This window comes from Polynucleobacter sp. (assembly GCF_018500155.2).
Classification (GTDB): Bacteria; Pseudomonadota; Gammaproteobacteria; order Burkholderiales; family Burkholderiaceae; genus Polynucleobacter.
In genome coordinates, this window is sequence record NZ_JAHBAK020000017.1 from 13,654 (window position 1) to 38,739 (window position 25,086).

Below are 25,086 nucleotides of genomic sequence, written 5' to 3' on the forward strand. Positions count from 1 at the left end.
TTAGATTACCTTGTCGTGACGCAAAGCAATCAATTCGTCAGTGGAATATCCAAGCTCACTGAGAATCTCATCGGTATGCTCACCGAGCAATGGTGAACGCGTCACTTCTGTTGGGCTATCAGACATCTTGATAGGATTGCCAACCGTCAAATATTTGCCACGGATAGGATGATCTACCTCAACCACTGTACCTGTAGCACGCAATGCTGGCTCTTCCGCGATCTCTTTCATGGACAGAATTGGGCCACATGGAATGTCATATTTATTGAGGATATCCATGACTTCGAACTTGGTCTTTGTCATTGTCCATTTTTCGATCTCGCCAAAAATTTCCATGAGATGTGGCAAGCGCGCCATTGGTGATGCGAAACGTACATCCGTAATCCAATCTTCACGGCCAATCACTTTGCAAATCGCTTCCCAAACTGGTGCCTGCACAATCACATACATATAGGCATTAGGATCAGTTTCCCAACCTTTACATTTCACGATCCAGCCTGGCTGACCACCGCCAGAAGCATTGCCTGCGCGGGGTACTGAATCACCAAATTGGCCATTAGGGAACTGCGGATACTCTTGCATTAAGCCGTTCCGCTCAAGACGCTGCTGGTCACGCAACTTCACACGGCACAAGTTCAATACTGCATCTTGCATCGCCGCCAATACTTTCTGACCACGGCCAGAATGGGTGCGCTGATACAGTGCAGTCACAATACCCAATGCCAGGTGCAAACCAGTACCACTATCACCGATTTGTGCACCAGTCACCATGGGAGGGCCATCATCAAAACCAGTAGTTGATGCAGAGCCACCTGCGCATTGCGCTACGTTCTCATACACTTTGCAATCTTCGTATGGGCCAGGGCCAAAACCTTTTACAGAGGCCATGATCATCATGGGATTGAGTTCTTGAATACGCTCCCAAGAAAAACCCATACGATCCAATGCACCAGGTGCAAAGTTTTCTACCAAAACATCGCACTCTTTGATTAAGCGTTCAAGAATTTCTTTACCCTTTTGGGTTTTGGTATTGACAGTAATGGAGCGCTTGTTATGGTTGAGCATCGTGAAATACAAGCTATCGGCATCTGGAATGTCACGTAACTGACCACGTGTTGCATCCCCTTCGCCGGATTTTTCTACCTTGATCACATCCGCTCCAAACCAAGCGAGTAATTGAGTACAAGTTGGTCCCGATTGAACGTGCGTAAAGTCGAGGATTTTAACCCCTTCTAGTGCTTTTGCCATGATTTAAGTCCTAATAAGAATGAAAATTTTGAATTGGTTCGATTTTAACAGCGAGGAATGCTGAAAAATGAGGCATGCCCAATTTTTGGGCACTGGCTTCTGCAAAGCCTTGATTGATCGAGGATAGAAACTAGATGAGGCTAAGTCTGCGGATTTTCAAGGTCAGCCAGTCGCCTTTTTAAGGCCCGCTCTTGCGCAAAACGCTCGGTCTCATCACGAATGACTGCCACCACACCATTGGGTTTTTGGTTGGCATCAAAAAGCATCCCTACCGTAAATGCAATCGACAAAGTACTACCATTCTTATGCTTAGCCGGCACCTTCAGTAAGGAGGTTCCATAGCGGGTCGTTCCGGTTTCCATCGATTTGCTATAACCCTCGCTATGCCGCTGACGTTGCCGCTCGGGAACGATCAGATCCAGAGTGTGGCTTAGCGCCTCTGCTTCAGAATAGCCAAAAATTCGGGTGGCAGCAGGATTCCATAAAACGATTTTTTCTTGCGCATCAGCAACAATGATGGCATCGCCAACACATTCAACAAGTTGCAGCAAATCAACAGAAGTTTTCATAGGATCAGATGATGGAATAAAAAAGGCGCCCACTAGGAGCGCCTTAAAGTCATTACTATAGTTGTCGTTATTAAACTGCTTTGGCAGCGTGTAGCTTGGCAATCTCTTCTTTGCCATAACCAAGATCAGCCAATACTTCATCAGTATGCTCACCCAAAACAGGTGATGGCTTCACTTCAATCTGCAAATCAGAGAACTTGATTGGGCTACCAATTGTTAAGTATTTACCACGCACTTTGTGGTCAACTTCAACAATAGAACCGCTCTTACGCAAGTCTGGTGATTCAGCCAATTCTTTCATTGAGAGAACTGGTGAGCAAGGAATGTCGAACTTACGCAAAATATCTACTGCCTCATACTTAGTCTTATCTTTGAGCCAATCTTCAATTGTGGCGAAGATATCAAAAATCTTGTCTTGACGAGCTTCAGCAGTCATATAAGCTGGATCGGTTGCCCACTCTGGTTTACCCAAAGCCTTGGTAATTGGCTCCCAAGCATGGCCTTGAATTGTGAAATAAATGTAAGCATTTGGATCAGTTTCCCAACCTTTACATTTCAACACCCAACCTGGCTGACCGCCACCACCAGCGTTACCACCACGTGGCACTACATCAGAGAATGAACCGTGAGGATATTGTGGGTACTCTTCCAAGTAACCCACTTTGTCCAAACGTTGTTGGTCGCGCAATTTCACACGGCACAAGTTCAATACAGCGTCTTGCATTGAGCAAGATACTTTTTGGCCTTTGCCGGTTTTTTGACGCTGCATCAATGCAGTCAAGATACCAATTGCTAAATGCATACCAGTATTGGAGTCACCCAACGCAGCAGCAGAAACAGTTGGAGGGCCGTCCCAGAAACCCGTTGTTGAAGCAGCGCCGCCAGCACACTGCGCTACGTTCTCGTATACCTTCAAATCTTCATATGAATGGCCATCGCTAAAGCCTTTTACAGATGCCAAAATCATCTTTGGATTGAGCTCTTGAATACGCTTCCAAGAAAAGCCCATACGATCCAAGGCGCCTGGACCAAAGTTCTCCACCATGACGTCAGAAACCTTGATCATTTTTTCAAGAACTTCTTTTCCTTCTGGAGTCTTAGTATCCAAAGTCAAAGAGCGCTTGTTACCGTTGAGCATAGTGAAGTACAAAGCATCAGCACCAGGAATATCACGCAACTGACTACGTGTTACGTCGCCCGCACCAGGACGCTCAACCTTGATAACGTCTGCGCCATAAAAGCCCAAGAGCTGGGTACATGCAGGGCCTGCTTGTACGTGTGTAAAGTCAATGATACGAATGCCGTCTAGTGGTTTAGTCATATTGGTTTCTCCTTAAGTCTTTCTTTTTTACTTCAAAGTTAATCTTGAATTACTTCTTCGCAGCTGCTGTGGATGGATTTAAGTTTGTTAAACGTCCACTTTCAGTACCTGCAGTCTCATCAATAACAGCATTAATGAGGGCTGGTTTACCGGCAGCAATGGCTTCTGTTAACGCTGCTTCCAATTCTGCTGGAGTAGTCACGTAATAGCCCACTCCACCAAATGCTTCAATCATCTTGTCATAACGTGCGTCTTTTACAAAAACGGTTGGCGCAACATCAGCGCCACCTGTTGGATTGACGTCAGTACCGCGATACACGCCGTTGTTATTAAATATCACAGTAGTAATTGGTAGCTTGTAGCGGCAAACCGTTTCCAGCTCCATGCCACTAAAGCCAAACGCACTATCACCCTCAACCGCTACGGTAGGCAAGCCACTGGTGACAGCAGCACCAATCGCATAGCCCATTCCGATACCCATAATGCCCCAAGTGCCTGAGTCAAAACGCTTGCGTGGCTTATACATATCCACAATAGCGCGGCAGTAATCCAGAGTATTCGCGCCTTCGTTTACTAAATTGACATCTGGATTTTTCTTGATCACATCACGAATCACACGCAATGCGCCATGGAAATTCATAGGGCTTGCTTCTTTGGCCAAAGTCTCGGCCATCTTCGCCATATTCTTTTCTTTTTTCTCATTAACAGCATTAATCCATTCGGCGCTTGGCTTAGGAACAGAAGCAATGCCTTTGAGCAATTCACCTACGCAAGAACCCACATCACCAATCAATGGTGCAGCAATTTGCACGTTGCTATCCACTTCATTGGCCTGAATATCAATTTGAATGAACTTCTTAGGATCTTTGCCCCATGTTTTTCCTTTTCCATGAGCAAGCAACCAGTTCAAACGCGCACCGACCAACATCACTGCATCAGCTTCTGCCAACACAAATGAACGTGCGGCAGATGCAGACTGCGGATGATTATCTGGCAACAAACCTTTTGCCATAGACATAGGCAAGTAAGGAATGCCAGATTTTTCAATCAGATCACGAATTTCTCTATCTGCTTGTGCATAAGCAGCGCCTTTACCCAACAAAATTAATGGGCGCTTAGCATTCTTCAGAACATCTAAGGCACGCGCTACCGCATCAGCGGCAGGGATTTGACGAGGTACAGGATCAATTACCTTAAAGATCGATTTTTTAGCTTCTTCAACAGGCATTGTTTGGCTGAGCAACTGTGCAGGCAAATCGAGATAAACACCGCCTGGGCGACCAGAAACTGCCGCACGAATTGCGCGAGCAAAACCAATCCCAATATCTTCGATGTGATTAATTCTGTATGCCGCTTTGCAATAAGGTTTTGCTGCATTGAGCTGATCCATCTCTTCATAGTCGCCCTGCTGCAAATCCACAATTTCACGTTCGCTTGAACCAGAAATCAAAATCATTGGGAAACAATTCACTGTTGCATTTGCTAACGCAGTCAATCCATTTAAGAAGCCTGGTGCAGATACCGTCATACAGATGCCAGGCTTTTGCGTCATGTAACCCGCGATCGCTGCAGCATTACCTGCATGCTGCTCATGACGAAAGCCAATAAAACGCATGCCCTCGGCTTGAGCAAGACGACACAAGTCGGTAATCGGAATACCAACTAAGCCAAAAATGGTGTTGAGGTCATTTGCTTTTAAAGCATCAATGACCAAATGGAAGCCATCAGTTAATTGAGTGTTTTGGTTTTCTGTTGTCATAAATTTTTATGTGAACTGTTTGTCGCCACCAAATAGGATGGTTATTACAGTTTAGCTTTCGCTAGTGTCTCCATTTGAAGTTATACATTGCTCTACGGGTTTTTGCCCCGCTTAGGCTGAGAAGAATATTAGGCTTGGGGTGGGGGTTCATCATTGACTTCGGTCAATTTCCCCCTAAATTCGCTTACCCCATTAGGCAAGCTGGCTAACTTAGATAAATAGCTCTTTATGCTTAGACTTGAGGCGGCTAAGGGTCTCAGGAGACAGGTTTAGATAGGCAGCGAGCTCCTTCTTGGGAAGCAACTCAAACAAGTCCTCATATTTACGCAAAAACCGCTCCACCCGGCCTGGGGCATCGAGCATATGCAAGGTAATGGTGTGGGCCATGATTTCGCTCATCAGGCGCATCACTTCGAACTCAAAGGCCTCTTTGAGAAGCTTATGCTCATCCAGAAATTCCGCCCACTTCTTCAGAGGCATTCTTGCCACCCTTGCCTTGGTTACTGAGGCAATACTGTAAGGGGCTGCGGTCTTGAGCCGCCAGGCGGCATAGCTGGTTTCGATATCTTTTTCGATAGCAAAGCGCAGAATCATCTCTTTGGCATCTGCACTAGACACGATCCGCTTGAGGATTCCATCAAGGACAAAATACTGCTCCATTTGATGGTCGCCTTGGTGGAGCAGAATTTCTGATTTTTTGAGGTCTGAGATCTCTAAATGCCGCTCTAACTCCGCCATGACTGTTGGATCTAGACTTTGAAGCACACAGTTTTGGCGCAACTGAAGTCGAATCAGGTTTTTTTCGGGGTGCTTATCTAATACGGTCATGAATCCTTCATCCTCAGCCTTATATTGTAGGCTTTTTTGCACCAAAAAAGGGTGCAAAAACGGGCTGACACCAAGGCATTTTTTGCAATGCAACAATGATACTCCTCAGCGGCTTTTTGAGCTGACGAGGGTATGCCCCTCCCCATTTTCAAGCATGCGATCGATGCCAGCCTGATCAAATTTCTCTACTAGCGCTTGGTCATAGGGGGTACCGACTGGCAAAGTGGCATCCCCCAATCTCACCTCTGTCGACAGGGTAATTGAGAGATTGAGTGTTTTTAGATGGGCCCATAGTTTTTGCAAGAGCTCCTCATAAGGCACTCCGAATAGCGGCGTGCTCACTTCATAACCCTGCCAGGTATCTACGCGCCATTGACGAATATCTTGCAAATGCAAATCACCAAAAACCAAACGTGCAATCGGCAAGCCTGTGCTGGAACGAATTTGACTTAAACCCACTTCGATCGCTTGCTTGTAATCCGAGTTTGGGTATAAAGGCACCAGGCACAATGGCACCTTAAAAAGCTCCGCTTGTTTTGCTATGTCCTTAATGTGGATATCCTGAATAGATACCCGATTGGTATAAGCACCAAAGCTCGTGAGCAAAATGACATTTCTTCCCTGCTCTAACAAATGCATTAAGGTCAGAAAACTATCCTTACCTCCAGACCAAAAAAGAACATCTAAAGCGTCTAGTTTTGGCAACCAATTTAGGACAACAGGCTTTTCCATGGGCAAATCCGACCCAGTGTTTCCTGGAACATTAAAACGCCCATAAGGGCAATGTCGACAGGAGTTGCCGCAACATCTTCCCTGTCTTAATAGCGCCTCGCTAGTTAAGACCTGATACCCCGTGGCAGGATCTATATAGGTATCGCGCCCTTGTGTGCAGGCATTACGATGCAGGATTTCAATAGTGGACATTAATCGTATTGAGAAATGAAAAAGCCACCCGTAGGTGGCAGTAGATTCAAACAGAATTACTTCATCGCATAGCGGATGCCAACGAACACATTGGATCCCGGTGGGATGTAGCCGTAATTGAGTTGGTAATTTTTATTAAATATATTGTTCCAGCGTGCAAATAGACTCCAGTCCCTATCAAAGTCATAGCTGCCATAGATATTAGCGATGCCATAACCATTCATCGTGCCGGTATTGCCATAGTCATTGCGCTGCGCCTGGAATGTGCCTTCTACACCAGCAAGCATGGCATTCTTTTTATATTCAACACTCACGTTACCAAATTGTTTGGCTCTTTTGGCAAGAACATAACCTGTTGATTGATCAACAGGATTTTGTTGATCAAATGAACCCTTCAATGTGAAACTACCAATGCGGCTCACGCCACCCAAAGAGGCACCACTAATTTTGGCTGATGCCACATTGCTGGCACAGCCGGTAGAGTACCCAACTGGACAGCCCAAACTTGTGTATTGAATTAAGTTGGTAATGGTGTTGTTGTAGACAACCAAATGAATATCGTAAGGCAGCGTTTCATAGTGAATGCCTGCTTCTGTATTTTGACTCTTCTCTGGCTTCAGGGTTGCCACACCATAATTGGGATAGTACAAATCATAAAAAGACGGCGCCTTAAATCCTGTTCCATAGTTCACATTCACCCTTAACTCTTTGGTGAAAAAGTATCCATAGGATGCGCCACCGGTATTTTGCGATCCATAACCAGTGATGTTGTCATTACGCAAACTGAAATTCGCCAAGTTAGCGCCACGCTTTAATTGATAAGCCGCACCAACTGAATTGGTGTCTTGATCTAAATTGAGCGTATTCGCACCAGTTGCATACATGGACACGGTTCTTCTCTCGGCCAATATTTGCACCAAATCAGGACCGACATTAATGTCGTTTTGCCAGGTATAGATATTTTGCTTGGTATTTGTCAGAGGATTTCCAGCGGGATACCATGCAGCAGGATTCTGACTAGGGTAGATGGCTTGTCCTGAATCATAGGATTGCGCGACCTGTAAATTGCTATTCCAAATATCCGTGATTTGATTTTTTGAATAGAGCGCCAAAGTCGTGACTTCATTAATCTGATTACCAAGTACTTTTCCTGGTCCATACACTGGATATTGATTATTGTTTCTGCTGGCATAAACCTGCGCCCCAACTGACTGACCTTTTGCCCACTCTTGACTAACTTGAGCCGCACCCCCAGTTTTAGTATTGCCAATCGTATTGGTGGTGTTGTAATTACTCTTATAGGGATTATTGGAAGCAATCGTGTTATAGCCTGCGGAATGTTCTGCAGTTGCGCTAACAGAGTAACTAATACTTTGATCGCCCTGGGTTGAGCCAAATAAACTCGCTTGAGAGATGCTGGTGCCATAAGTACCGAAGCCAGTAGAGGCAGTCACTTGGGTAGGTCCGACACCCTTCTTGGTAAATATATTAATCACACCACCAATCGCATCTGAACCATACAAACTACTTTGTGGCCCAAAAATAATTTCTATATGGTCAATCAGTTGGACTGGTATCGCTGACCATGAAGCCCCGCCACTTAATACGGAAGTGGTACGCACCCCATCAATCATCACCAAGGTTTGATTGGAATTAGATCCTCTTAAAAAAACGGTTTGAACACCGCCACCAGATGCCGAGACCTCAACCCCTCTTTGACGTTGCAATAATTGTGTAATCGTCGATTGACCAGCCTCAGCAATTTCTTCTGGGCCAATATAAACATAGTCTGCCAACACATCGTTTGCCAGTGTTGGCGTGCGAGTCGCAGTCACAATGACGGGATCCATTTGCGACCCCTTGCCTGATACTGAAACAGATGAATTACTTTGAGCGTATGTTGCTGTTTGTTGTAACCCAAATCCCAGGCCAACGGCTAACAGCGTTGGGATCATTTTTTTATTGAAAGATTGATGTTGCATTTGGTATACCTAAAGAATGATTCCCTAGCCAAATTCCCTGTTAGCTAGAATCTTTGGAATACGCTCAATGAGTATGCAAATAAAACTTCACCAGATTGTGAAGCACTATCGACATGCAAAGACCCACGTTGCAGATTCCACCTATCAAGGCCGGTATCCGGGCTGAAGAATCTAGGAGCCTGGCCTTCCCATGTCAAAGCGACACAGTGGCGATTCAAACTCTTTGCCCACACTATATGGGCATTCTCTTACCGTTGCGGGGACAGCGCACGTTTGGTTAGTGCTTCCCGTTTAACTCTGATAAAGGCTTATCAGAGCACCTTGATGCCATGATTATAAGGCATCAGGTAGCTGCTACCCGGGCTTGTGCCCAGGGATCGCCAATTTAAATTATTTATTTTTTTGAGAATGCACAGTTTTTTGATAAGCCGCGATCACTACTAGATGGGACACCAAACCAACGATCAAATACGCAAATGTAATCTCGAGTGCAAAGGGGAAATACTGAATCAATCTAGAACCAAATTCAGTAAATGATGCATCTCCGGGAACATTCATTACGTAATAGCTACCACTAGAAATCAATTCACATACAACGATTCCAAAAAACGCTGCCAAAACAAACTTTTTAAATGCTCCAAAGTTCAGAGCGTAGCGCTTAGCAAACCATCTTCCTGCAAACCACATAGAAAGATAAGCTGGTAACAAAAATACATACGCTGCAGTGAAGCACGATTGACCTATTCCCAATCGATTGACGACAAGATAATCAATCAAGAAGGCTTGTGCTAAAAAAAGGATCGCAACAGAAATGCCGGAAAAATAAAAACCCACAGCAAAAAAGATCGCCCAAGAAGCGTCTGGCAAATATGCCAAAGAAGCCATATGATGACCTCGGGTAAGCCACATCATGGCTGACATCGCCAATACAAGATACAAACTATGTTTTTTTGATAATGCAGTCATGAGTCAATGCTCCTGGTTTTTGCCCTAGTTTTCGTAACTAGTCATTTTATCCTGAGTTACCCCCTGCCCAAGCCCAATTGCCCATCCGGGCCAATAGAACCGCCCAATTGACAATATGCTTTGGAGTCGCACAAAGCATTTTCATGGGGCTACAATGGCACTATGAATGAGCTAAACCCTCTTAACTCCGATCATGACGAGGCCTCCTTGGAGGCATTAAATGCTTCGGTCAAACGCATCAGCGAAAAAGTCAATTTGATTCAAGATGCCATTCGCAATTTGCAGCAGAGTCGCTCCCAACTAGAGACCAAGATTGAAGATGCACAAAAACGTGTGCAACGTATTCTTAGTCGCTTACCTGAGCAAGGCGATTCTCGCCAATTAAATCTACTAGGCGAAGCAATTCCACCAACCAATTCAGAGGACGATAGTGAGCCAACAACGCATTGAAGTAACTCTTGCCGGCCAAAAAATCACCTTAGCGACCAGCGCTGAACATGAGCCCCTTTTGCGTGCTGCGTGCGTATTAGTCGATGAACAAATTCAATTGGCTATTGGCGGTGGCAATCGCAGCATAGAGCGTGCAAGCATGATGGCGGCACTCAAGATTGCGGGCGACCTCATCAAACTTCAAAACAATCAAAGTCAACAAAGTTCTGCAGTGAACGTGAATCCAGATCAAGTGGTGCAGCTTCAAGCTGAGATACGCAGACTGGAGGATCAAGTAGATACTTTGATGCAAACCCTTTCCCTGCCTGGTTCGCCAAGGCCAATAGTTCCTTGAACCGATGCGCAAGCATCCGGAACGATCTTTACCTTGTGGGCGTGAGCGTTTCGAAAGTTCACAGTACCAACTCAGACTTGGCTACTCCCTGAACCTCTTAATGCACCCGAAACAAGGTAGCCGTTCCACCTTGAACCTTTGGGTTCAGGATGACGGCCTAGCGGCTAAGGCGGGGAATTCATGTTACTGAGCGATATTTTGATGCTCATGATTTGCGGCAGCATATCAGGATTTCTAGCAGGACTTCTTGGTATTGGCGGCGGCATGATTCTCGTGCCATTCATGATTTTGGTATTTAATCACTTAGGTTTTGATCAAGAAGTGATTGTGCATATGGCTATTGCTACTGGCATGGCCACCATCTTATTTACGACCACTTCAGCAATCTGGGCTCACCACAAACACGGCTCAATCGACTGGAAATTAGTCGCGTCATTAAGTCCTGGTTTAGTTGCAGGCAGCCTCATCGGCGGCAGTGAAATATTTGAGGCTCTCAATACCTCCTGGCTCTCTTTGTTTTTTGCCATCTTTATTGTTTACACCTCCATTCAAATGATCCTCAATAAAAAACCTAGCGCAGGTCGAGAGCTTCCAGGCGCTTTAGGGTTGTTTTCATTTGGCGCCTTTGCAGGCGGCCTCGCCAGCTTAGTAGGGGCAGGAGGCGCCTTTATCACCGTCCCTTTTATGCTCTGGTGTAACGTCAAGCCTCACACAGCAATGGCAACTTCATCAGGCCTTGGTTTTCCTATCGCTGCGGCAGCAACCATCGGCTATATGTATGGCAGCTGGGGCTTGCCAAATCTTCCTGCAGGATCATTGGGATTTGTCTATTTGCCGGCTGTCGCCTGCATTGTTGCGGTTAGCATTTTGACTGCGCCATTAGGAGCGAAGATGGCTCGTAAGCTCAATGTTACTCAACTCAAACGTATTTTTGGTGTGATGCTATTAATGCTTGCGGTCTTCATGTTCAATGAAAGCCGCAAAGCATTTGGTTTTTAATAAGACGTGACTTTAAGCAGCGTACTGCTGACGCAAGATATTTTTTTGCACCTTACCCATAGCATTGCGCGGTAAATCTGCAACGATCTCCACGCGCTTTGGAATCTTAAAGTTAGCAATTTGTGTTTTCAAAGTAGCGATCATGGCATCGGCATTTAGCTTAGCGCCCGCCTTAGGAACCACCACCGCCATCACGGCCTCACCAAAATCAGGATGGGGAATGCCAATCACTGCACTCTCATCAACTCCATCCATATCATCGATAAAACTCTCGATTTCTTTTGGATAAACGTTGTAGCCACCTGAGATGATCAAATCCTTACTACGGCCTACGATACATAGATATTCCTTTGGCGCTTTACCACCATTGGCATCGCCACCCCAACGACCAACATCACCCGTTTTAAACCAGCCATCCTTTGTAAATTCTTCGGCAGTTTTCTCGGGCATACGCCAATATCCCTTAAAGACATTAGGTCCCTTGACTTGTATGTTGCCAATCTCATCAATTCCACATGGCTTATTGCCTTCATTCACCACACGAACCTTTACCCCAGGCAAAGGCAGGCCGACAGATCCACCTATACGTTCACCACGGTAAGGATTGGATACCAGCATTACCGTCTCACTCATACCATAACGCTCTAGGATGGGCTGACCAATTAACTTTTTAAACGAATTAAATGTTTCCGTCAGCAACGGAGCTGATCCAGAAATGAATAGACGCATATTACGCGCCACTTTCTTGTTAAATCCTTTATCTGCCAGTAAACGTACATAGAATGTTGGTACACCCATCATCACAGTGGATTGAGGCATATGCTTAATCAACTGCGCAATATCTAAGCGCGGCAACCAAATCATCTTGCTACCATTGATTAATGCACCATGAGCTGCAACAAATAAACCATGCACATGGAATATGGGTAATGCATGCAAAAGCACATCGCCTTTTACCCAACCCCAGAATTTTTGTAGCACCTGTGCATTGCTGTACAAATTCTTATGCGTCAGCATTGCGCCCTTACTACGTCCAGTAGTACCAGAGGTATACAAAATCGCCGCCAAGTCATCATCTTTGGTAGCAACAGTCTTAAATCGATCACTCAAACCACCCGCTCTTTCGAGCAATGTACCTGTGCGATCCTCATTTAAAGTAAACACATATTTAGTGCCTGCCTTAGAAGCCACTTTTGATACCCACGGCAAATTTTTACCACTACACACCACAACCGCTGGCTCAGCATTTTCAATAAAGTATTGCATTTCGGCTGCTTGATAGGCGGTATTGAGCGGCAAATACACATAACCCGCACGAATCGTAGCTAAATACAGAAACAAGGCCTCGGGAGATTTTTCGACCTGCACAGCAACGCGAGAACCCGCCGGCAATTTGAGGCTTTGCAAAAGATTGGCAATCTTTGCTGTGGCGCGCTCTAAATCCTCCCAGGAATAGTAAAGACCGTCATGCGTCTCTAGAGCGCAGGCTTTTTTATCTTTTGGAAAGCCTTTTTCCAATACTGAATATAGATTCATCAGAAACCCAAATTAAACAATCGATGTGGAAAATAAGATTGGAGTCTTAATCCAATTTTGCGCCCGAGGCTTTTGCTACTGCTGCCCAACGTTTGATGTCAGCAGAAACAAATTTTCCGAAAGCCTCTCCAGAAAGATTGGGGGTGTCCGAACCATTATTAGTCCAAATAGCTTTGAGCTCTGGAGTATTAATTGCCTTTTGCACTTCCACAATCATTTTCTCAACAATTGGCGCAGGGGTGCCCTTAGGCGCAAATAGTCCATACCATGTGGAAACCTCATAACCAACCAAACCCGCTTCTGCTGCAGTTGGGACGTTAGGAAATCCTGGCGCACGTTTTTGAGAAGCAACTGCCAACGCAACAATGGAGCCATTCTTAATTTGCGCAGCAGAAGATCCTAGGCCATCAAACTCAATATCGACCTGTCCCGCAATAAGATCCTGCATGGCAGGGCCTGCACCGCGATAAGGGATATGAGTAATAAATGTCTTGGTCAGCATTTTGAATTGCTCACCAGCTAAATGGTGTGAAGAGCCATTGCCTGCACTGGCGTAATTAAATTTGCCAGGATTCTTCTTAAGTAGCTCGATAAATTCTTTGAGGTCTTTTACTTGTACATTTTTGGGATTTACCACAATCACTTGTGGTGGATTCGCAATCATGGCTACAGGTACGAAACTCTTTTCAATGTCGTAATCTAAATTAGGGTACATAGCAGGAGCGATGGCGTGATGCGCAGCGCCTACAAAAAAGTTGTAGCCATCAGGTGCAGCTTTTGCAGCAATAGAGGCGCCCAATGTTCCGCCAGCACCACCACGGTTATCAATCACAATTTGTTTACCCAACTGTTTAGTCAGCTGTGTCGCCAATGGGCGTGCAAAGGCATCTGTTCCGCCCCCAGCAGGGAAAGGCACCAAAAATGTAATCGGCTTATTTGGCCACTCTTGGGCAATGGCAGCCAAAGGCGCAAAGCAAGCAATTACCAGGGCTTTTTTCAATAAACCCATTGCATCATTAGAAAACTTAATCATGTTGTCTCCTCCACCAGTGTTTTGACTATTGTCAATTTAATTTCATTTTTCATTCTAAATACTTCTCCGGATCTTAGTGCCCAGTTTTTCAGTCATTCTAAAGCGAATACTCTATGAATTCTGCTTTAGACTCTCTCCTCCAAAATTCTGTATTGCTTACTGCATCAATCGACCGACCGACCGTGAATAATCGACTTCCCCACGGGTAAAGCGCTCGTGATTCTCTTCTACCGTGGAAAGATCGTATAAATAGTTCACCATCAACCCCGCAGACTGACGCAGGCCTTTACGCGATAAATCACCAGCCCAATTAATCTGATACAACTTGGCGCCATTGCCAAGATGAAACTTCGCAACGGGATTACCATTTCTTCCAGCTGAACCGAGCGCCAAGTACATACTTGCTAGGCATAGTAAGGCCGATTTTTCTTTTTCTGTTGCAGTATCGGGATGCCAGCCTTCAGCAAGTCGCTCTGCCCATGAACGATTTCCAAGGTTGAGAACGTCCAGCGCTTGTTCACGTGCAGCACGCAACGCGGGTTTTAATTGGATACTCGATTGATCATCGCCAATAACGGCACCAGCAGCAACCCACTCAATAAATCCTGGTATTGGTGAAAGCGTTACAAAAGTTTTGATACTGGGGAATTCGGCATGCAGTTGCTCTGCAACTCGCTTAATTAAAAAGTTCCCCATTGAAACGCCACGCAAACCAGGCTCACAGTTGCTGATCGAATAAAAAGCGGCAACTTTATATTGAGAGGCCTGATGCACCGTCTCCGCTTTCTTATCCACCAGGGGGGCAATCACAGCAGGTATTTCAGGCAGCAGCGCAACCTCTACAAAGATTAGCGGTTCATTAGGAAGCTGTGGGTGGAAAAAGGCAAAGCAGCGGCGATCGGGCTGCAAACGTCTGCGTAAGTCATCCCAGCCATCAATCTCATGCACCGCTTCATGTTGAATTAATTTTTCCAAAACTTCAGCAGGCGATTTCCAATCTACCCGATGCATTTTTAAAAAGCCTGGGTTAAACCAAGAAGACAACAAATGGCGCAAATCAAAATCCACCGCCGTTAATTCCGGCTGCTTTTCAAGTAATTGCAATAAATCACGCCGCATCCCAACTAAGGCAGCGGTGCCATTACTTGCTCGATTTAGGCGACGAAACAATTCTTGTCTTGGTGGCTCAGCAACTCGCTGTAGTTTGATGTAATTGCGAGCACTCGCTTCTGCTGAAAAATTTTGCGCTGCCGTCATGACTGCTGCCGGATCGGGATTGAGCTTTTCAAATAGAAATGTAAAGAACTTGGCGTGTTGATCTTTGCTTAATTTCCGATAGTTATTTGTCACGTCATCGGCCATGCTGACGGCATTGGATTCACCTCTTTCTGATATGAGGCGATTGACCGCACCGGTCACTCGGGAGAAATAACGCGCCTTGGCTAACTTTTCAAGCATCTGGACTTATGGAAACAGTGGGCATAAAAAACATGCTTCAATGTATTACCGACAAATCGCAGAATCAATTAATCTATTGCTATTTTCATTAACTTAAAGTTAATGTTTAAGGGAATATGCTTAGGGTTTTGCGAGGATGGTGCGTTGCAACATGCGGGCTTCAGCCGCTAAGGCCAAGATATTGGGATTGGATTCATTAGCCTGGAGATAGATGAGGCCGATTTTCTGGGTAACCTGGTACTTGGCTTGCAAAGGGGTAAATTCAATTGCATTTCCCATTAATGCCCTCACTCTACCCGGCAATAAAGTCCTGCCCATATCACCCGAGATCATATTCATCAACGAGAAAATATCTCCTACTCGCATCACCACATTCGGGGTAAATCCGGCTAGCTTGAAAGCATCATAAAAACCAGAAGTGGTTGCAAACCCATCTTGCAACGTTAAAAACTTTTCATGTTCATACTCTGATAAATCAATTTCAGCAGCCTTTGGTTTGTTGCCTTTTGAGGAAGCCAAAAATAAATCATCCTCAAATAAAGGCACAATTTCTAATCCATCAATTGAGCTAGTCGCTGGAACAGCAATCACGACTGCATCCACATTTCCCTCGTGAAGCTTTTGCAACAAATCCTCATTTGAACCAAGGTATAAATCAATATCCAAGTTAGGTCTGCGAATCTTAGTGCCCATAATCATTCTTGGAATAATGTTGGCTGTTAAGGAGTACATTGAACCTAAACGAACCTGACCGCTCTCAACACCTGCCTTGGCGCGCGTCTTTTTTAGCAGGCGCTCAACCTCTCCGAGTAAATCAACACATTCCTCAGCTAGGTAGTGCGCTGCTGGGAGCGCTCTTAGCTGGCGGCCATCCTTAATAAAGAGTGGGCACCCTATGCCTGCTTCTAGCGAATGCAATGCTTTGTGAATGCTGACTGAACTTAACTGCAATTCTTCTGCGGTTTTAACCAAACTGCCTGTTCTCACAAAAGAGCAGAGAATTTCCAATTTTTTCAGTGTGACTTCGTGATTAAGCATAGTCGGGCATCTTTATGAATGCGCTTCACCCGTATGGCGACGCATAAGATAGACACCAAATACCAACATGGGAACGCACAGCCATTGCCCCATCGATAAGCCCAATCCTAACAAACCTAAGAATGCATCTGGTTCGCGTGCATACTCGGCCATGAAGCGACATACACCGTATCCAAACAAAAATAATCCAGATACTTGCCCCACCCTGCGCGGCTTGCTCGCATAGATCCATAGAACCATTCCCAAGAGAATGCCTTCACCAAGCAATTGATAAATTTGAGATGGATGACGTGGAATGGTGTCCACTAAGGGAAAGACCATAGCCCATGGAAGATCAGTGGGCCTACCCCACAGCTCGCCATTAATAAAGTTACCTAAACGTCCAAAAGCCAGACCAAAGGGAACTAATGGTGCCACTAGGTCGCTCACTACAAAAAAGGAAGTTTTCTTTTTTTGAGCAAACCACCACAAGGCAACCAATACGCCTAGTAATCCACCATGAAAGGACATCCCGCCCTCCCATATTTTTAAAATACTAAGGGGATGGGCAAGATAGAAGCCTGGCATATAAAACAAGGTGTAGCCTAACCTGCCGCCCAGCACCACACCCAACACTCCGGCAAATAACAAATCCTCAAGATCCTTATAAGTCCAACCCATAGCCTGGTATCGAGGATTGCGAATTCGTAAGCGTCCTAGCAATAAAAATTGCGCAAAGGCCATGAGATACATCAACCCATACCAATGAATCGCGAAAGACCCAATACGTATTGCAGCTGGATCAAACTGGGGATGGATCAACATAAAAAAATTAGCGTTGAGATTGATCAAAGTTATGTAACTCGTGGCCTAAGGCGCGATAGGCTTTATAGCGCTCGCGCCCAGCCAAGCGCTCAGCTTCATTGACGGTAACTACCTCAACAATTCTTGGAAAACGCTCCACCAATCCAGAGACATCCTCGGGCATCTGCATTCCTAAATGAATCATGACATCAGCATGTGGAATAGCATTTAAAGAACTTATGGCAAAGTTTTCTGAGAGTACAACAGGCGTATCTGGAGCAACCTCATCTGTAATAAAGCAATGTGGCAAGAAATCAGTGCTACTAAAAGTCCAAAGCAATTCGTCCAACTTTTTGAGATCCGCTCGATCACCCACAATCACAATATTGCGAACTGGCTGACCCTCAGGAGTGGCGCTCCATATTTTTCGCGTCAGCCGACAGACATACTCGAGTTTGTCGCTTACGTTGCTATGAAAATCAATTCTCGCCATTCAATTCAATACACTTTATTCATTTATTCGATGTACTGACTTACTTTTGCTCAAGCAAGAAGTTCACCAACAACGGCACAGGTCGACCTGTGGCACCTTTAGCTGCACCGCTCTTCCAGGCTGTACCGGCAATATCTAAGTGGGCCCATTTGTACTTTTCAGTAAAGCGTGACAAAAAGCATGCTGCTGTCACGCTACCTGCAGGGCGCCCGCCAATATTGGCAACATCGGCAAAGTTTGATTTCAATTGCTCATGATAAGCAGCATCGAGAGGTAAGCGCCAGACGGTATCCAGTGAATCATGCCCTGCTTTAGTTAAGGCTGTGACAAGATTATCGTCGTCCGAAAACAAGCCACTGTGAACATGACCTAATGCAATGACACATGCACCAGTAAGCGTAGCAATATCAATGACCACCTTAGGTTTGAAGCGCTCAACATACGTGAGCGCATCACACAAAATTAACCGACCTTCCGCATCGGTATTCAGAATCTCAATAGTCTGGCCTGACATGCTCTTGACGATATCGCCAGGGCGAGTTGCTTTGCCAGAAGGCATATTCTCGCAAGTAGGAACAACGCCAATCACATTTTTCTTCAGCTTCATTAATGCTGTTGCATACATTGTGCCGATCACTGAAGCGGCGCCGCACATGTCATATTTCATTTCATCCATAGCCTCACCGGGCTTTAAAGAAATACCGCCCGTATCAAAGGTGATACCCTTGCCAACCAATACAATCGGCGCTTCACCCGCTTTGCCACCTTGATGGCGCATCACAATAAATTGCGGCGGGGTCTCAGAGCCTTTGGCAACTGAAAGAAAAGAGCCCATACCCAATGCTTCTATTTGCTTTAGCCCCAACACCTCAACCTTGAGTTGGGTTTTTTTAGAAAGCCCCTGTGCAGTCTTACCAAGATAAGTCGGCGTACAAACATTAGGCGGCAAATTACCAAGGTCTTTTGCTAAATTCATGCCCTCAACTAGAGCGGCGCCCTCTTCTACAGCTAGCTTGATTTCTTTTGCGCTTGCATCGTTACTTGCAATGATGAGATGCTTAAACGCATCGGCCTTATCTTTCGCCTTAAATTTCATTGATGGTTGACGAACGCCAAAACGATAAGCCTGATCACCGGCATACTGAATCGTTAAACGCACTTCATTTGCAATGCTTTGTGCTGACTTGGTGCCACTAAGACTTGGAGCAAACCAAATCGCATTTTCAATGACGCCTCCACTCAATGTTTTCAAACCACCACGCGCAACCTTTGCGAAGGCGGGCAATCCCTTATCAGAGGAATCATGCTGATCACCCACGTTTAGCAATAACACGCGCTTCGCTTTTATTGCTGTAGCTGACCATGTTGGACCGCTTTTTAAGAGACAAGTGCTTCCTTGTACGCCCTCAAGCTCGCCCAACAACTTGGCGTGAGTAAGCGAGCCACCCAACAGAGCATCTAACTCATGAAGCACGCCCGACTTTGCTTTGGCATTTTTGTTCCCTGCAAAGCTCTCAAAATCCTGTTTTGAGTAGCCCAAAACGAGACAATCTGTACTTTGAGCTAGAAGGCTTTTAAGGCCAGACTTGATGTGCTTGGCGCTCTGCAGGTCGGCTTGAGGGAAGTTCTTGGTGCTAAATTGAATGGTCATAATCTAAAGAGGTGTTTATTAGCGTATTTTTGAGTCGATTCTAGGGTTAAAGATGAAAATTCATGGGTTTTATCCATTATCCTCCGACATGAGATTAACCTATTTTGCGGCACCCAAAGTCCTTCAGACTCCCAGTACACCCTTTATTTGATCAAAATAAGCATCCATGATTTACCAACAAGCTCTGCGCCGTGAACTCAGCTTTACTACAGGCGGAGTGTTCCTGGTCCTAGTGACCATCATGGTGACAACGCTAGTTATTCGCATTTTGGGATACGCCGCTAATGGCGCAGTCAATCCTGAGGACGCTATCGTTCTTATCGCCCTAGCCACACTTGGCTACCTCGCGGTGTTATTAACCGTTTCTTTATTTGTGGCGACCTTGATTGTTTTGGTGCGTTGGTACAAAGACTCTGAAATGATTGTTTGGTTTGCAAGTGGTTTAAGTATTAGTAATTTGATTCGCCCCATCATGCAATTTGCGATACCCCTCATCATCATCATCGCCTTGCTTGCATTATTTGTTTGGCCCTGGGCTAATCGCGAAACAACCTTGATAAGCCAACGCTTTCAACAGCGTGATGATGTCTCTATGGTGAGCGCGGGTCAATTTAAAGAATCTGCGAGAGCGGAGCGCGTCTTCTTTATCGAAGAATTGGACGTTGACAACAGCGAGGTCAAAAATATTTTTGTGGCCGACAATAAGAATGGTCGCTTAAGTATTGCGGTTGCCTCTACTGGATTTATTCAAAACGCTGAGGGTGGCGAGAAATCGATTGTTCTGAATAATGGACGTCGCTACGAAGGGCAGCCAACTCAACCCGATTTCAGAATCTTAGAGTTTGACGAGTACATCACCAAAATTCGTAGCAAGGAGACTTTGGCTCCCGCCCCGCGTGATAGAGAAAAAACCATCACGGAATTGCTAGATGAAAGCAACCCTAAGGCGATGAATCAGAATCGCGCTGAACTTTTATGGCGGGTGGGTTTGCCATTGATGGCTCTAGGTCTGGTATTAATTGCGATCCCGCTGGCCTATGTCAATCCACGTCTAGGAAATTACACCGCCATGTTCTATGCGGTGCTGGTCTACCTCATTTACAGCAACTTACTCAACCTGACGCAGAACTTTGTTTCTCAAGGCAGGCTCAATGTATTTATCGGCGTGTGGCCCATTCACCTTATGGCGCTCCTCATCGCTGCGGTTCTGATTCGGAACCGTATCAACCCATCCATTAAATGGTGGCGTCGGCAATTACCCAGCACGCTCGCTAAAAAATGAAACTGCTCTTTCCATTTATCTATGAGCGGTATTTAGCAAAGCAGATTTATTCCGCCTTTGGATTTATTTTGTTTGCATTAGTGGCGCTCTTTTTATTCTTTGATATTTTGAGCGAGCTAGGCTCAGTTCAGGGGGCTTACACTCTTCCACTCGCTCTTTTACACGTTCTACTCAAAGCACCAAGTCGCATGTCAGAAATTATTCCGATCGCGGCGTTGATCGGCAGTATTTATGTTTTTGCAATGCTCGCTAGTCAATCTGAATTTACGATTTTGCGAATCGCTGGGGTTGATGTAAAACGCGGCCTCTTTGCCCTCACCAAAATATCCCTGCCTTTAGTCGTCCTGACGCTCATCATGAGTGAATGGGCAGGGCCTTATGCTGAAGATAAATCTGAGCAAGTACGCATGAAGGCTTTGGGCTCCACCTACGCCTCTCAATTTAAGACTGGCGTGTGGGTCAAAGATCGCCTAAGAGATGAGGATGGCAAAGGACCTGTTCGTCCTGGCGTACGCTACGTCAACGTGGGTAAGGTGGATAAATCTAATGAAATTCGCAATATCCGCATGTACGAATTTAATGACACATTCAACCTTTTATCCATTCGAACAGCACCTTCAGGACAATTTGATGAAACTGGCATTTGGGTATTAAAAGATGTGACAGAGACTCGCTTCAAAGTCACTCCACAAAAAGATCCACTGAACCCTGTTTTTTCTGCCCAAACCATCACCATTCCCACCTTAACTCTCAAATCGGAAGTGACGCCACAAATTCTGAGCGTGTTATTGATTAGCCCAGAGAAAATGTCGATTGTGAGCTTGGGTCGCTTCATTAATCACTTGCGTGAAAACAAACAAAATGTGCAGCGTCACTCCATCGCTTTTTGGAAAAAGGTGGTGTACCCATTCACCATCTTTGTGATGTTGGCACTAGCCCTACCATTTGCTTATTTAAAAGTTCGCGCAGGTAGCGTAGGTATCAAAGTGTTTGGCGGAATCATGCTTGGTATGAGCTTCCAATTATTCAACTCACTTTTTTCTAATGTTGGGTTACTCAGTGCATGGCCAACCTTGCTTACTGCCCTGATTCCACCACTCCTGTATTTCCTGTTGGCTTTGGCGGCCTTAAGGTGGGTTTCTAAAGCTTAATACCCAAAATTCATATAGAATTTCATTCCTATATCTTTGTAGATATAAAGACTGGAGTTATTCATGAATCTGCATCAGTTTCGCTTTGTGCGAGAAGCCGTCAGACAAGATTTCAACCTCACAACGGCTGCTAAAGCGCTCTTCACTTCTCAACCAGGCGTTTCCAAAGCCATTATTGAGCTTGAGGACGAACTAGGGGTCGAAATCTTTCGACGTCATGGCAAGCGCATACGTTCATTAACCGAGCCCGGGAAACGCATCCTCAGCTCAATTGAGCGCATCTTGGATGAAGTCGAAACGTTAAAGCGAGTAGGCAAGGATTTCGCCAGTCAGGACCAAGGAAATTTTGTCATTGCAACAACCCATACACAAGCACGCTATGCGCTTCCGAAAGTGCTCACTGAATTTACAAAACGTTTTCCCAAGGTGAGGGTCAGCATTCAGCAAGGAAGTCCAGGTCAAATTGCAGAACTACTGAGTCACGATCGCGCTGATATCGCCATTGCTACTGAAGGCATCGCAAATACTCCAGGCGTGCTGGCGCTACCGGGGTATCAGTGGCAGCACGTCATAATGGTTCCACTGAGTCACCCGCTATTAAATCAAGCGACAGTGACACTTGAGGAGATTGCTAAATATCCCATCATTACTTACGACAAAGCATTTGCGGGTCGCAGCAAAATTGATGCAGCCTTTGCCCAGAGAAACATTTCTCCAGACATCATCCTAGAAGCCATTGATGCCGACGTGATCAAGACTTATGTAGAAACCGGTATGGGTATTGGTATTGTTGCTGGGCATGCTTATGATCCCGATCGAGATCGCAATCTCAAAGTGATTCCAGTGGGCCACTTATTTGGTAACAATGTGACACATATTGGCATAAAACAAGGCGCCTATCTAAGATCGTTTGTTTACACTTTTATTGAAATTTTCTCACCAACGCTCACCAAGAAAATTGTTGAACAGGCAATGAGTGAGAAAGCCGAGTCTTACGAGATCTAGATTTTGGAAAGGTTGACTAGATACATATCTAGTCGATGGTGCCTCGGGTCGGACTCACATTAATAATATAAGTCATTGATTTATATGATTATTATTTAAGTAAACAGTATTTATACTCACATATTTATACACAAACTAGACTTCTACCCCATAATTGGGGATACCCCCCCTTTGCCAACTTACTACGCAGAAAATTGGTATCCGAGTTGCTTTAAAACAGGCAACAATTACTTTAAGTCTTTAATCAAAGGGGGCATTCAGACCGATTGAGGTGCTGGCAAGCGAATTGATACCTTCAAACCACCCATGCTTGATTCACTTAATTGCATGTCGCCCTCGTAAATGGCTATCAAGTCATCAACTATTGCCAAACCAAGACCAGACCCTTGGGTCATTTCATCAGCCCTAAACCCACGCTTTAGCACCTTGCTGTAGTCATCAGGAAGAATTCCTTTCCCATCGTCCTCCACGGCAATCCAAATATCTCCGCCAACCACTTTGATTGAAATCAACACACTTGATTTTGCCCACTTACAAGCATTATCAATAAGGTTGCCAACTATCTCCTGCAAGTCTTGTTGGTCACCATTAAAAACTGGAGAAGCATGTTTTTCGGAATAAACATTCAAGGTCAACTTCCTGCCTGCATAAACCTTTTCCATTACACGAACAATTGAGTCCACCACAGGTAAAACTAGGGTTCTGAGTCTTGGATTCTTTGAAGCAGTAGCCGCCCTTGCCTTAGCCAAATTCCAATCAATTTGTTCTTTTGCCTTACAAATCTGCTCATCAACCAAATCTTTAAAAGATTCGCAGGAGATGCTCTTGTCGACTAAAGCATTGGAAATAACAGCAATAGGAGTTTTCATTGCATGAGCCAAATTACCAGCCTGAGTCCTTGCCCTAGAGATAATTTTTTGATTCCTATCTAAGACTGCATTAAATTCATTCACCAATGGATTAAATTCAATTGGAAATTCGCCCTCGATTCTCTCTGCATCCCCGCTATCCAACCTATTCAAGGAATTTTTTAATGAAGTCAAAGGGGAGAGACCCAAAGTAATCTGCAAAAATAGAATGGCTAGTAATACAAAAGCCAAAATCAACAAATACCCTTGGATACTTGTTTGAAATGTGAGAATAGACCGCTTCAACTCATCAGTATCTGTTGCAACTGTAAGTAAAAACTTCTTACTATCGCCCTCAATAGATAGCATTTTGGTTAATGCCAACAGATGCTGGTTATTAAAATCTTCTATGTAATAAAAAGTGTCCGACCTAGAATTAGGGGAGGGATTTACTGTGAGTGTTGAATCCCACAGCGACCGAGACCTAAGCAGTTGCCCATCAGGGTAGTTAATTTGCCAATAGAAGCCGGAGAATGGAGTAGACCATCTCGGCTCATTAGCAGGAGCAGTTAAAGATAACTTGCCTGACTTTGAATCCTCCTTAATAAGGCTGGCAAGTTGATTTAATTGTGATTGAAGAGTGACCTCAAATTGCCTAGTTGCATGCTCTTTGAATAAATTTGATATTAGGATATTTGCAGCAAATAAAGCAGCAGCAATAGCCATTAAGGAGGCTGCACTAATTCTTAGTCGAATGGAATTAAGAATCATGATTCAGTCGATACCCTAGACCCCTTACAGTCTCGATAATCCCATCAGGAATCTTTTTTCTCAATCGCCCAATAAATACTTCAATAGTATTGGAATCAGGGTCTTCATTATATGGATAAATATGCTCCGCCAAAGTTGCCTTATCAACAACTTCGTTTGGATGGTGCATTAAATATGAAAGCAGCCTGAACTCATGACTGGTTAGGCTGACATGGGTGCCATTGATTGTGACCTTGCTGCTTCGAGTATCAAGAACAAGTCCATCAACAGACAACACAGAGGATGAATGTCCAGTAGACCGCCTAATGACACTCCGTAGCCTTGCGAGCAACTCTTCCATATGAAAAGGTTTAGTTAGGTAATCATCAGCACCAGCATCAATTCCAGACACCTTATCACCCCAATTATCCCTAGCGGTAAGAATAATCACAGGCAATTTCTTACCAGCAGTCCGCCACTCTTTCAATACAGATGTTCCATCTAACTTTGGCAATCCCAAATCTAAAATGGCAGCATCAAAAGTCTCCTCTAAGCCCATATGCAAGGCATCTTCTCCATTCTTTGCAATATCAACGGCATAACCCTGCTCACGAAGTGCAGCACTCAATTGCTCGCAAAGTGTTGGCTCATCTTCGACAACTAATATCCGCATAGATG

General features: G+C 45.0%; 22 protein-coding genes, 1 other RNA gene, 1 pseudogene and 1 riboswitch. Of the genes and pseudogenes, 7 read left to right on the forward strand and 17 right to left on the reverse strand.

The genetic code is table 11. The features are described 5' to 3' along the window. The 8 genes from frc (KIH43_RS01905) to KIH43_RS01940 all read right to left on the reverse strand — a co-directional run bounded on the left by frc (KIH43_RS01905) (position 1) and on the right by KIH43_RS01940 (position 9,597). Entirely contained in the window at positions 1-1,248 is a 1,248-nt protein-coding gene (frc, locus tag KIH43_RS01905; protein WP_296968210.1) for a formyl-CoA transferase, read from the reverse strand. Positions 1,249-1,388: 140 nt separating this feature from the next. Next, positions 1,389-1,817 (reverse strand): PAS domain S-box protein, encoded by a 429-nt coding sequence (locus KIH43_RS01910; RefSeq protein ID WP_297717256.1) that lies wholly within the window; start codon positions 1,815-1,817, stop codon positions 1,389-1,391. Positions 1,818-1,887: 70 nt separating this feature from the next. Continuing rightward, positions 1,888-3,138 carry a formyl-CoA transferase gene (frc, locus tag KIH43_RS01915; protein WP_297717130.1) on the reverse strand — a complete coding sequence of 417 codons (1,251 nt, stop codon included), beginning with the start codon at positions 3,136-3,138 and terminating at the stop codon, positions 1,888-1,890. Positions 3,139-3,187: 49 nt separating this feature from the next. Next, positions 3,188-4,897 carry an oxalyl-CoA decarboxylase gene (gene oxc, locus KIH43_RS01920; RefSeq protein WP_297717132.1) on the reverse strand — a complete coding sequence of 570 codons (1,710 nt, stop codon included), beginning with the start codon at positions 4,895-4,897 and terminating at the stop codon, positions 3,188-3,190. 210 nt (positions 4,898-5,107) lie between these two features. Continuing rightward, positions 5,108-5,725 carry a Crp/Fnr family transcriptional regulator gene (locus tag KIH43_RS01925; RefSeq protein ID WP_296968205.1) on the reverse strand — a complete coding sequence of 206 codons (618 nt, stop codon included), beginning with the start codon at positions 5,723-5,725 and terminating at the stop codon, positions 5,108-5,110. 105 nt (positions 5,726-5,830) lie between these two features. Continuing rightward, a complete protein-coding gene (locus KIH43_RS01930; protein WP_297717136.1) occupies positions 5,831-6,649 on the reverse strand; it encodes a DUF5522 domain-containing protein in 819 nt (272 codons plus the stop codon). A gap of 56 nt (positions 6,650-6,705) precedes the next feature. Continuing rightward, on the reverse strand, positions 6,706-8,604 hold the full coding sequence (locus KIH43_RS01935) for a TonB-dependent receptor (RefSeq protein ID WP_297717139.1): 1,899 nt from the start codon (positions 8,602-8,604) through the stop codon (positions 6,706-6,708). Between the two features lie 157 nt (positions 8,605-8,761). After that, a riboswitch (cobalamin riboswitch) is annotated at positions 8,762-8,970 on the reverse strand. A 51-nt stretch (positions 8,971-9,021) separates the two neighbouring features. Further along, on the reverse strand, positions 9,022-9,597 hold the full coding sequence (locus KIH43_RS01940) for a hypothetical protein (protein ID WP_297717142.1): 576 nt from the start codon (positions 9,595-9,597) through the stop codon (positions 9,022-9,024). A gap of 162 nt (positions 9,598-9,759) precedes the next feature. On the opposite strand from KIH43_RS01940, the gene KIH43_RS01945 reads away from it, so the two are divergent. The 4 genes and pseudogenes from KIH43_RS01945 to KIH43_RS01960 all read left to right on the forward strand — a co-directional run bounded on the left by KIH43_RS01945 (position 9,760) and on the right by KIH43_RS01960 (position 11,380). Beyond that, a complete protein-coding gene (locus KIH43_RS01945) occupies positions 9,760-10,047 on the forward strand; it encodes a hypothetical protein (protein WP_297717145.1) in 288 nt (95 codons plus the stop codon). Then, positions 10,028-10,258 (forward strand): annotated as a pseudogene (locus tag KIH43_RS08905) (cell division protein ZapA); the annotation flags it as partial. The gene KIH43_RS01945 and the pseudogene KIH43_RS08905, both read left to right, overlap by 20 nt. A gap of 84 nt (positions 10,259-10,342) precedes the next feature. Next, positions 10,343-10,561: non-coding RNA, 6S RNA (gene ssrS / locus KIH43_RS01955), on the forward strand. Beyond that, positions 10,562-11,380 carry a sulfite exporter TauE/SafE family protein gene (locus tag KIH43_RS01960; RefSeq protein WP_297717151.1) on the forward strand — a complete coding sequence of 273 codons (819 nt, stop codon included), beginning with the start codon at positions 10,562-10,564 and terminating at the stop codon, positions 11,378-11,380. It abuts the RNA gene before it with no gap. A 12-nt stretch (positions 11,381-11,392) separates the two neighbouring features. Here KIH43_RS01960 and KIH43_RS01965 read toward each other — a convergent pair whose 3' ends face one another. The 7 genes from KIH43_RS01965 to KIH43_RS01995 form a co-directional block, all read right to left on the reverse strand. After that, positions 11,393-12,916 (reverse strand): malonyl-CoA synthase, encoded by a 1,524-nt coding sequence (locus KIH43_RS01965; protein ID WP_297717154.1) that lies wholly within the window; start codon positions 12,914-12,916, stop codon positions 11,393-11,395. 46 nt (positions 12,917-12,962) lie between these two features. Beyond that, on the reverse strand, positions 12,963-13,925 hold the full coding sequence (locus KIH43_RS01970) for a tripartite tricarboxylate transporter substrate binding protein (protein WP_296968264.1): 963 nt from the start codon (positions 13,923-13,925) through the stop codon (positions 12,963-12,965). Positions 13,926-14,105: 180 nt separating this feature from the next. Further along, entirely contained in the window at positions 14,106-15,407 is a 1,302-nt protein-coding gene (locus KIH43_RS01975) for a malonyl-CoA decarboxylase (RefSeq protein WP_296968190.1), read from the reverse strand. Between the two features lie 120 nt (positions 15,408-15,527). After that, entirely contained in the window at positions 15,528-16,445 is a 918-nt protein-coding gene (locus KIH43_RS01980; protein ID WP_296968188.1) for a LysR substrate-binding domain-containing protein, read from the reverse strand. Positions 16,446-16,457: 12 nt separating this feature from the next. Continuing rightward, complete coding sequence (gene lgt / locus KIH43_RS01985; RefSeq protein ID WP_297717158.1) at positions 16,458-17,249, reverse strand: prolipoprotein diacylglyceryl transferase; 792 nt, start codon at positions 17,247-17,249, stop codon at positions 16,458-16,460. A 7-nt stretch (positions 17,250-17,256) separates the two neighbouring features. Next, a complete protein-coding gene (locus tag KIH43_RS01990) occupies positions 17,257-17,721 on the reverse strand; it encodes a DNA polymerase III subunit chi (protein WP_297717161.1) in 465 nt (154 codons plus the stop codon). A gap of 40 nt (positions 17,722-17,761) precedes the next feature. Then, positions 17,762-19,372: a leucyl aminopeptidase gene (locus KIH43_RS01995; RefSeq protein WP_297717164.1), complete on the reverse strand. Its 1,611-nt coding sequence runs from the start codon at positions 19,370-19,372 to the stop codon at positions 17,762-17,764. Positions 19,373-19,538: 166 nt separating this feature from the next. Between KIH43_RS01995 and lptF the strand changes: the two genes are divergently transcribed. From lptF to KIH43_RS02010, 3 genes are all read left to right on the forward strand, one after another. Further along, complete coding sequence (gene lptF, locus KIH43_RS02000; RefSeq protein ID WP_296968182.1) at positions 19,539-20,654, forward strand: LPS export ABC transporter permease LptF; 1,116 nt, start codon at positions 19,539-19,541, stop codon at positions 20,652-20,654. Beyond that, entirely contained in the window at positions 20,651-21,805 is a 1,155-nt protein-coding gene (lptG, locus tag KIH43_RS02005) for an LPS export ABC transporter permease LptG (RefSeq protein WP_297717167.1), read from the forward strand. Before lptF ends, lptG begins: the two co-directional genes overlap by 4 nt. 63 nt (positions 21,806-21,868) lie before the next feature. Further along, entirely contained in the window at positions 21,869-22,810 is a 942-nt protein-coding gene (locus tag KIH43_RS02010; protein ID WP_297717170.1) for a CysB family HTH-type transcriptional regulator, read from the forward strand. Between the two features lie 257 nt (positions 22,811-23,067). Here KIH43_RS02010 and KIH43_RS02015 read toward each other — a convergent pair whose 3' ends face one another. Both KIH43_RS02015 and KIH43_RS02020 read right to left on the reverse strand, forming a co-directional pair. Continuing rightward, on the reverse strand, positions 23,068-24,429 hold the full coding sequence (locus tag KIH43_RS02015) for an ATP-binding protein (protein WP_297717173.1): 1,362 nt from the start codon (positions 24,427-24,429) through the stop codon (positions 23,068-23,070). Beyond that, entirely contained in the window at positions 24,419-25,081 is a 663-nt protein-coding gene (locus tag KIH43_RS02020) for a response regulator transcription factor (protein ID WP_297717175.1), read from the reverse strand. The genes KIH43_RS02015 and KIH43_RS02020 overlap by 11 nt, the downstream gene beginning before the upstream one ends. Positions 25,082-25,086: the final 5 nt, after the last annotated feature.

What these genes read in the sequence shown, in the direction of transcription:
- KIH43_RS02020 (WP_297717175.1), bottom strand. Translation starts at nt 25,081, where the DNA reads ATGCGGATATTAGTTGTCGAAGATGAGCCAACACTTTGCGAGCAATTG.
- KIH43_RS01980 (WP_296968188.1), bottom strand. Translation starts at nt 16,445, where the DNA reads ATGCTTAATCACGAAGTCACACTGAAAAAATTGGAAATTCTCTGCTCT.
- KIH43_RS01990 (WP_297717161.1), bottom strand. Translation starts at nt 17,721, where the DNA reads ATGGCGAGAATTGATTTTCATAGCAACGTAAGCGACAAACTCGAGTAT.
- lgt (WP_297717158.1), bottom strand. Translation starts at nt 17,249, where the DNA reads ATGTTGATCCATCCCCAGTTTGATCCAGCTGCAATACGTATTGGGTCT.
- lptG (WP_297717167.1), top strand. Translation starts at nt 20,651, where the DNA reads ATGAAACTGCTCTTTCCATTTATCTATGAGCGGTATTTAGCAAAGCAG.
- KIH43_RS01965 (WP_297717154.1), bottom strand. Translation starts at nt 12,916, where the DNA reads ATGAATCTATATTCAGTATTGGAAAAAGGCTTTCCAAAAGATAAAAAA.
- KIH43_RS01930 (WP_297717136.1), bottom strand. Translation starts at nt 6,649, where the DNA reads ATGTCCACTATTGAAATCCTGCATCGTAATGCCTGCACACAAGGGCGC.
- KIH43_RS01940 (WP_297717142.1), bottom strand. Translation starts at nt 9,597, where the DNA reads ATGACTGCATTATCAAAAAAACATAGTTTGTATCTTGTATTGGCGATG.
- lptF (WP_296968182.1), top strand. Translation starts at nt 19,539, where the DNA reads ATGATTTACCAACAAGCTCTGCGCCGTGAACTCAGCTTTACTACAGGC.
- KIH43_RS01910 (WP_297717256.1), bottom strand. Translation starts at nt 1,817, where the DNA reads ATGAAAACTTCTGTTGATTTGCTGCAACTTGTTGAATGTGTTGGCGAT.
- KIH43_RS01970 (WP_296968264.1), bottom strand. Translation starts at nt 13,925, where the DNA reads ATGGGTTTATTGAAAAAAGCCCTGGTAATTGCTTGCTTTGCGCCTTTG.
- KIH43_RS01995 (WP_297717164.1), bottom strand. Translation starts at nt 19,372, where the DNA reads ATGACCATTCAATTTAGCACCAAGAACTTCCCTCAAGCCGACCTGCAG.
- frc (WP_297717130.1), bottom strand. Translation starts at nt 3,138, where the DNA reads ATGACTAAACCACTAGACGGCATTCGTATCATTGACTTTACACACGTA.
- KIH43_RS01975 (WP_296968190.1), bottom strand. Translation starts at nt 15,407, where the DNA reads ATGCTTGAAAAGTTAGCCAAGGCGCGTTATTTCTCCCGAGTGACCGGT.
- KIH43_RS01945 (WP_297717145.1), top strand. Translation starts at nt 9,760, where the DNA reads ATGAATGAGCTAAACCCTCTTAACTCCGATCATGACGAGGCCTCCTTG.
- KIH43_RS01925 (WP_296968205.1), bottom strand. Translation starts at nt 5,725, where the DNA reads ATGACCGTATTAGATAAGCACCCCGAAAAAAACCTGATTCGACTTCAG.
- frc (WP_296968210.1), bottom strand. Translation starts at nt 1,248, where the DNA reads ATGGCAAAAGCACTAGAAGGGGTTAAAATCCTCGACTTTACGCACGTT.
- KIH43_RS01935 (WP_297717139.1), bottom strand. Translation starts at nt 8,604, where the DNA reads ATGATCCCAACGCTGTTAGCCGTTGGCCTGGGATTTGGGTTACAACAA.
- KIH43_RS02010 (WP_297717170.1), top strand. Translation starts at nt 21,869, where the DNA reads ATGAATCTGCATCAGTTTCGCTTTGTGCGAGAAGCCGTCAGACAAGAT.
- KIH43_RS01960 (WP_297717151.1), top strand. Translation starts at nt 10,562, where the DNA reads ATGTTACTGAGCGATATTTTGATGCTCATGATTTGCGGCAGCATATCA.
- oxc (WP_297717132.1), bottom strand. Translation starts at nt 4,897, where the DNA reads ATGACAACAGAAAACCAAAACACTCAATTAACTGATGGCTTCCATTTG.
- KIH43_RS02015 (WP_297717173.1), bottom strand. Translation starts at nt 24,429, where the DNA reads ATGATTCTTAATTCCATTCGACTAAGAATTAGTGCAGCCTCCTTAATG.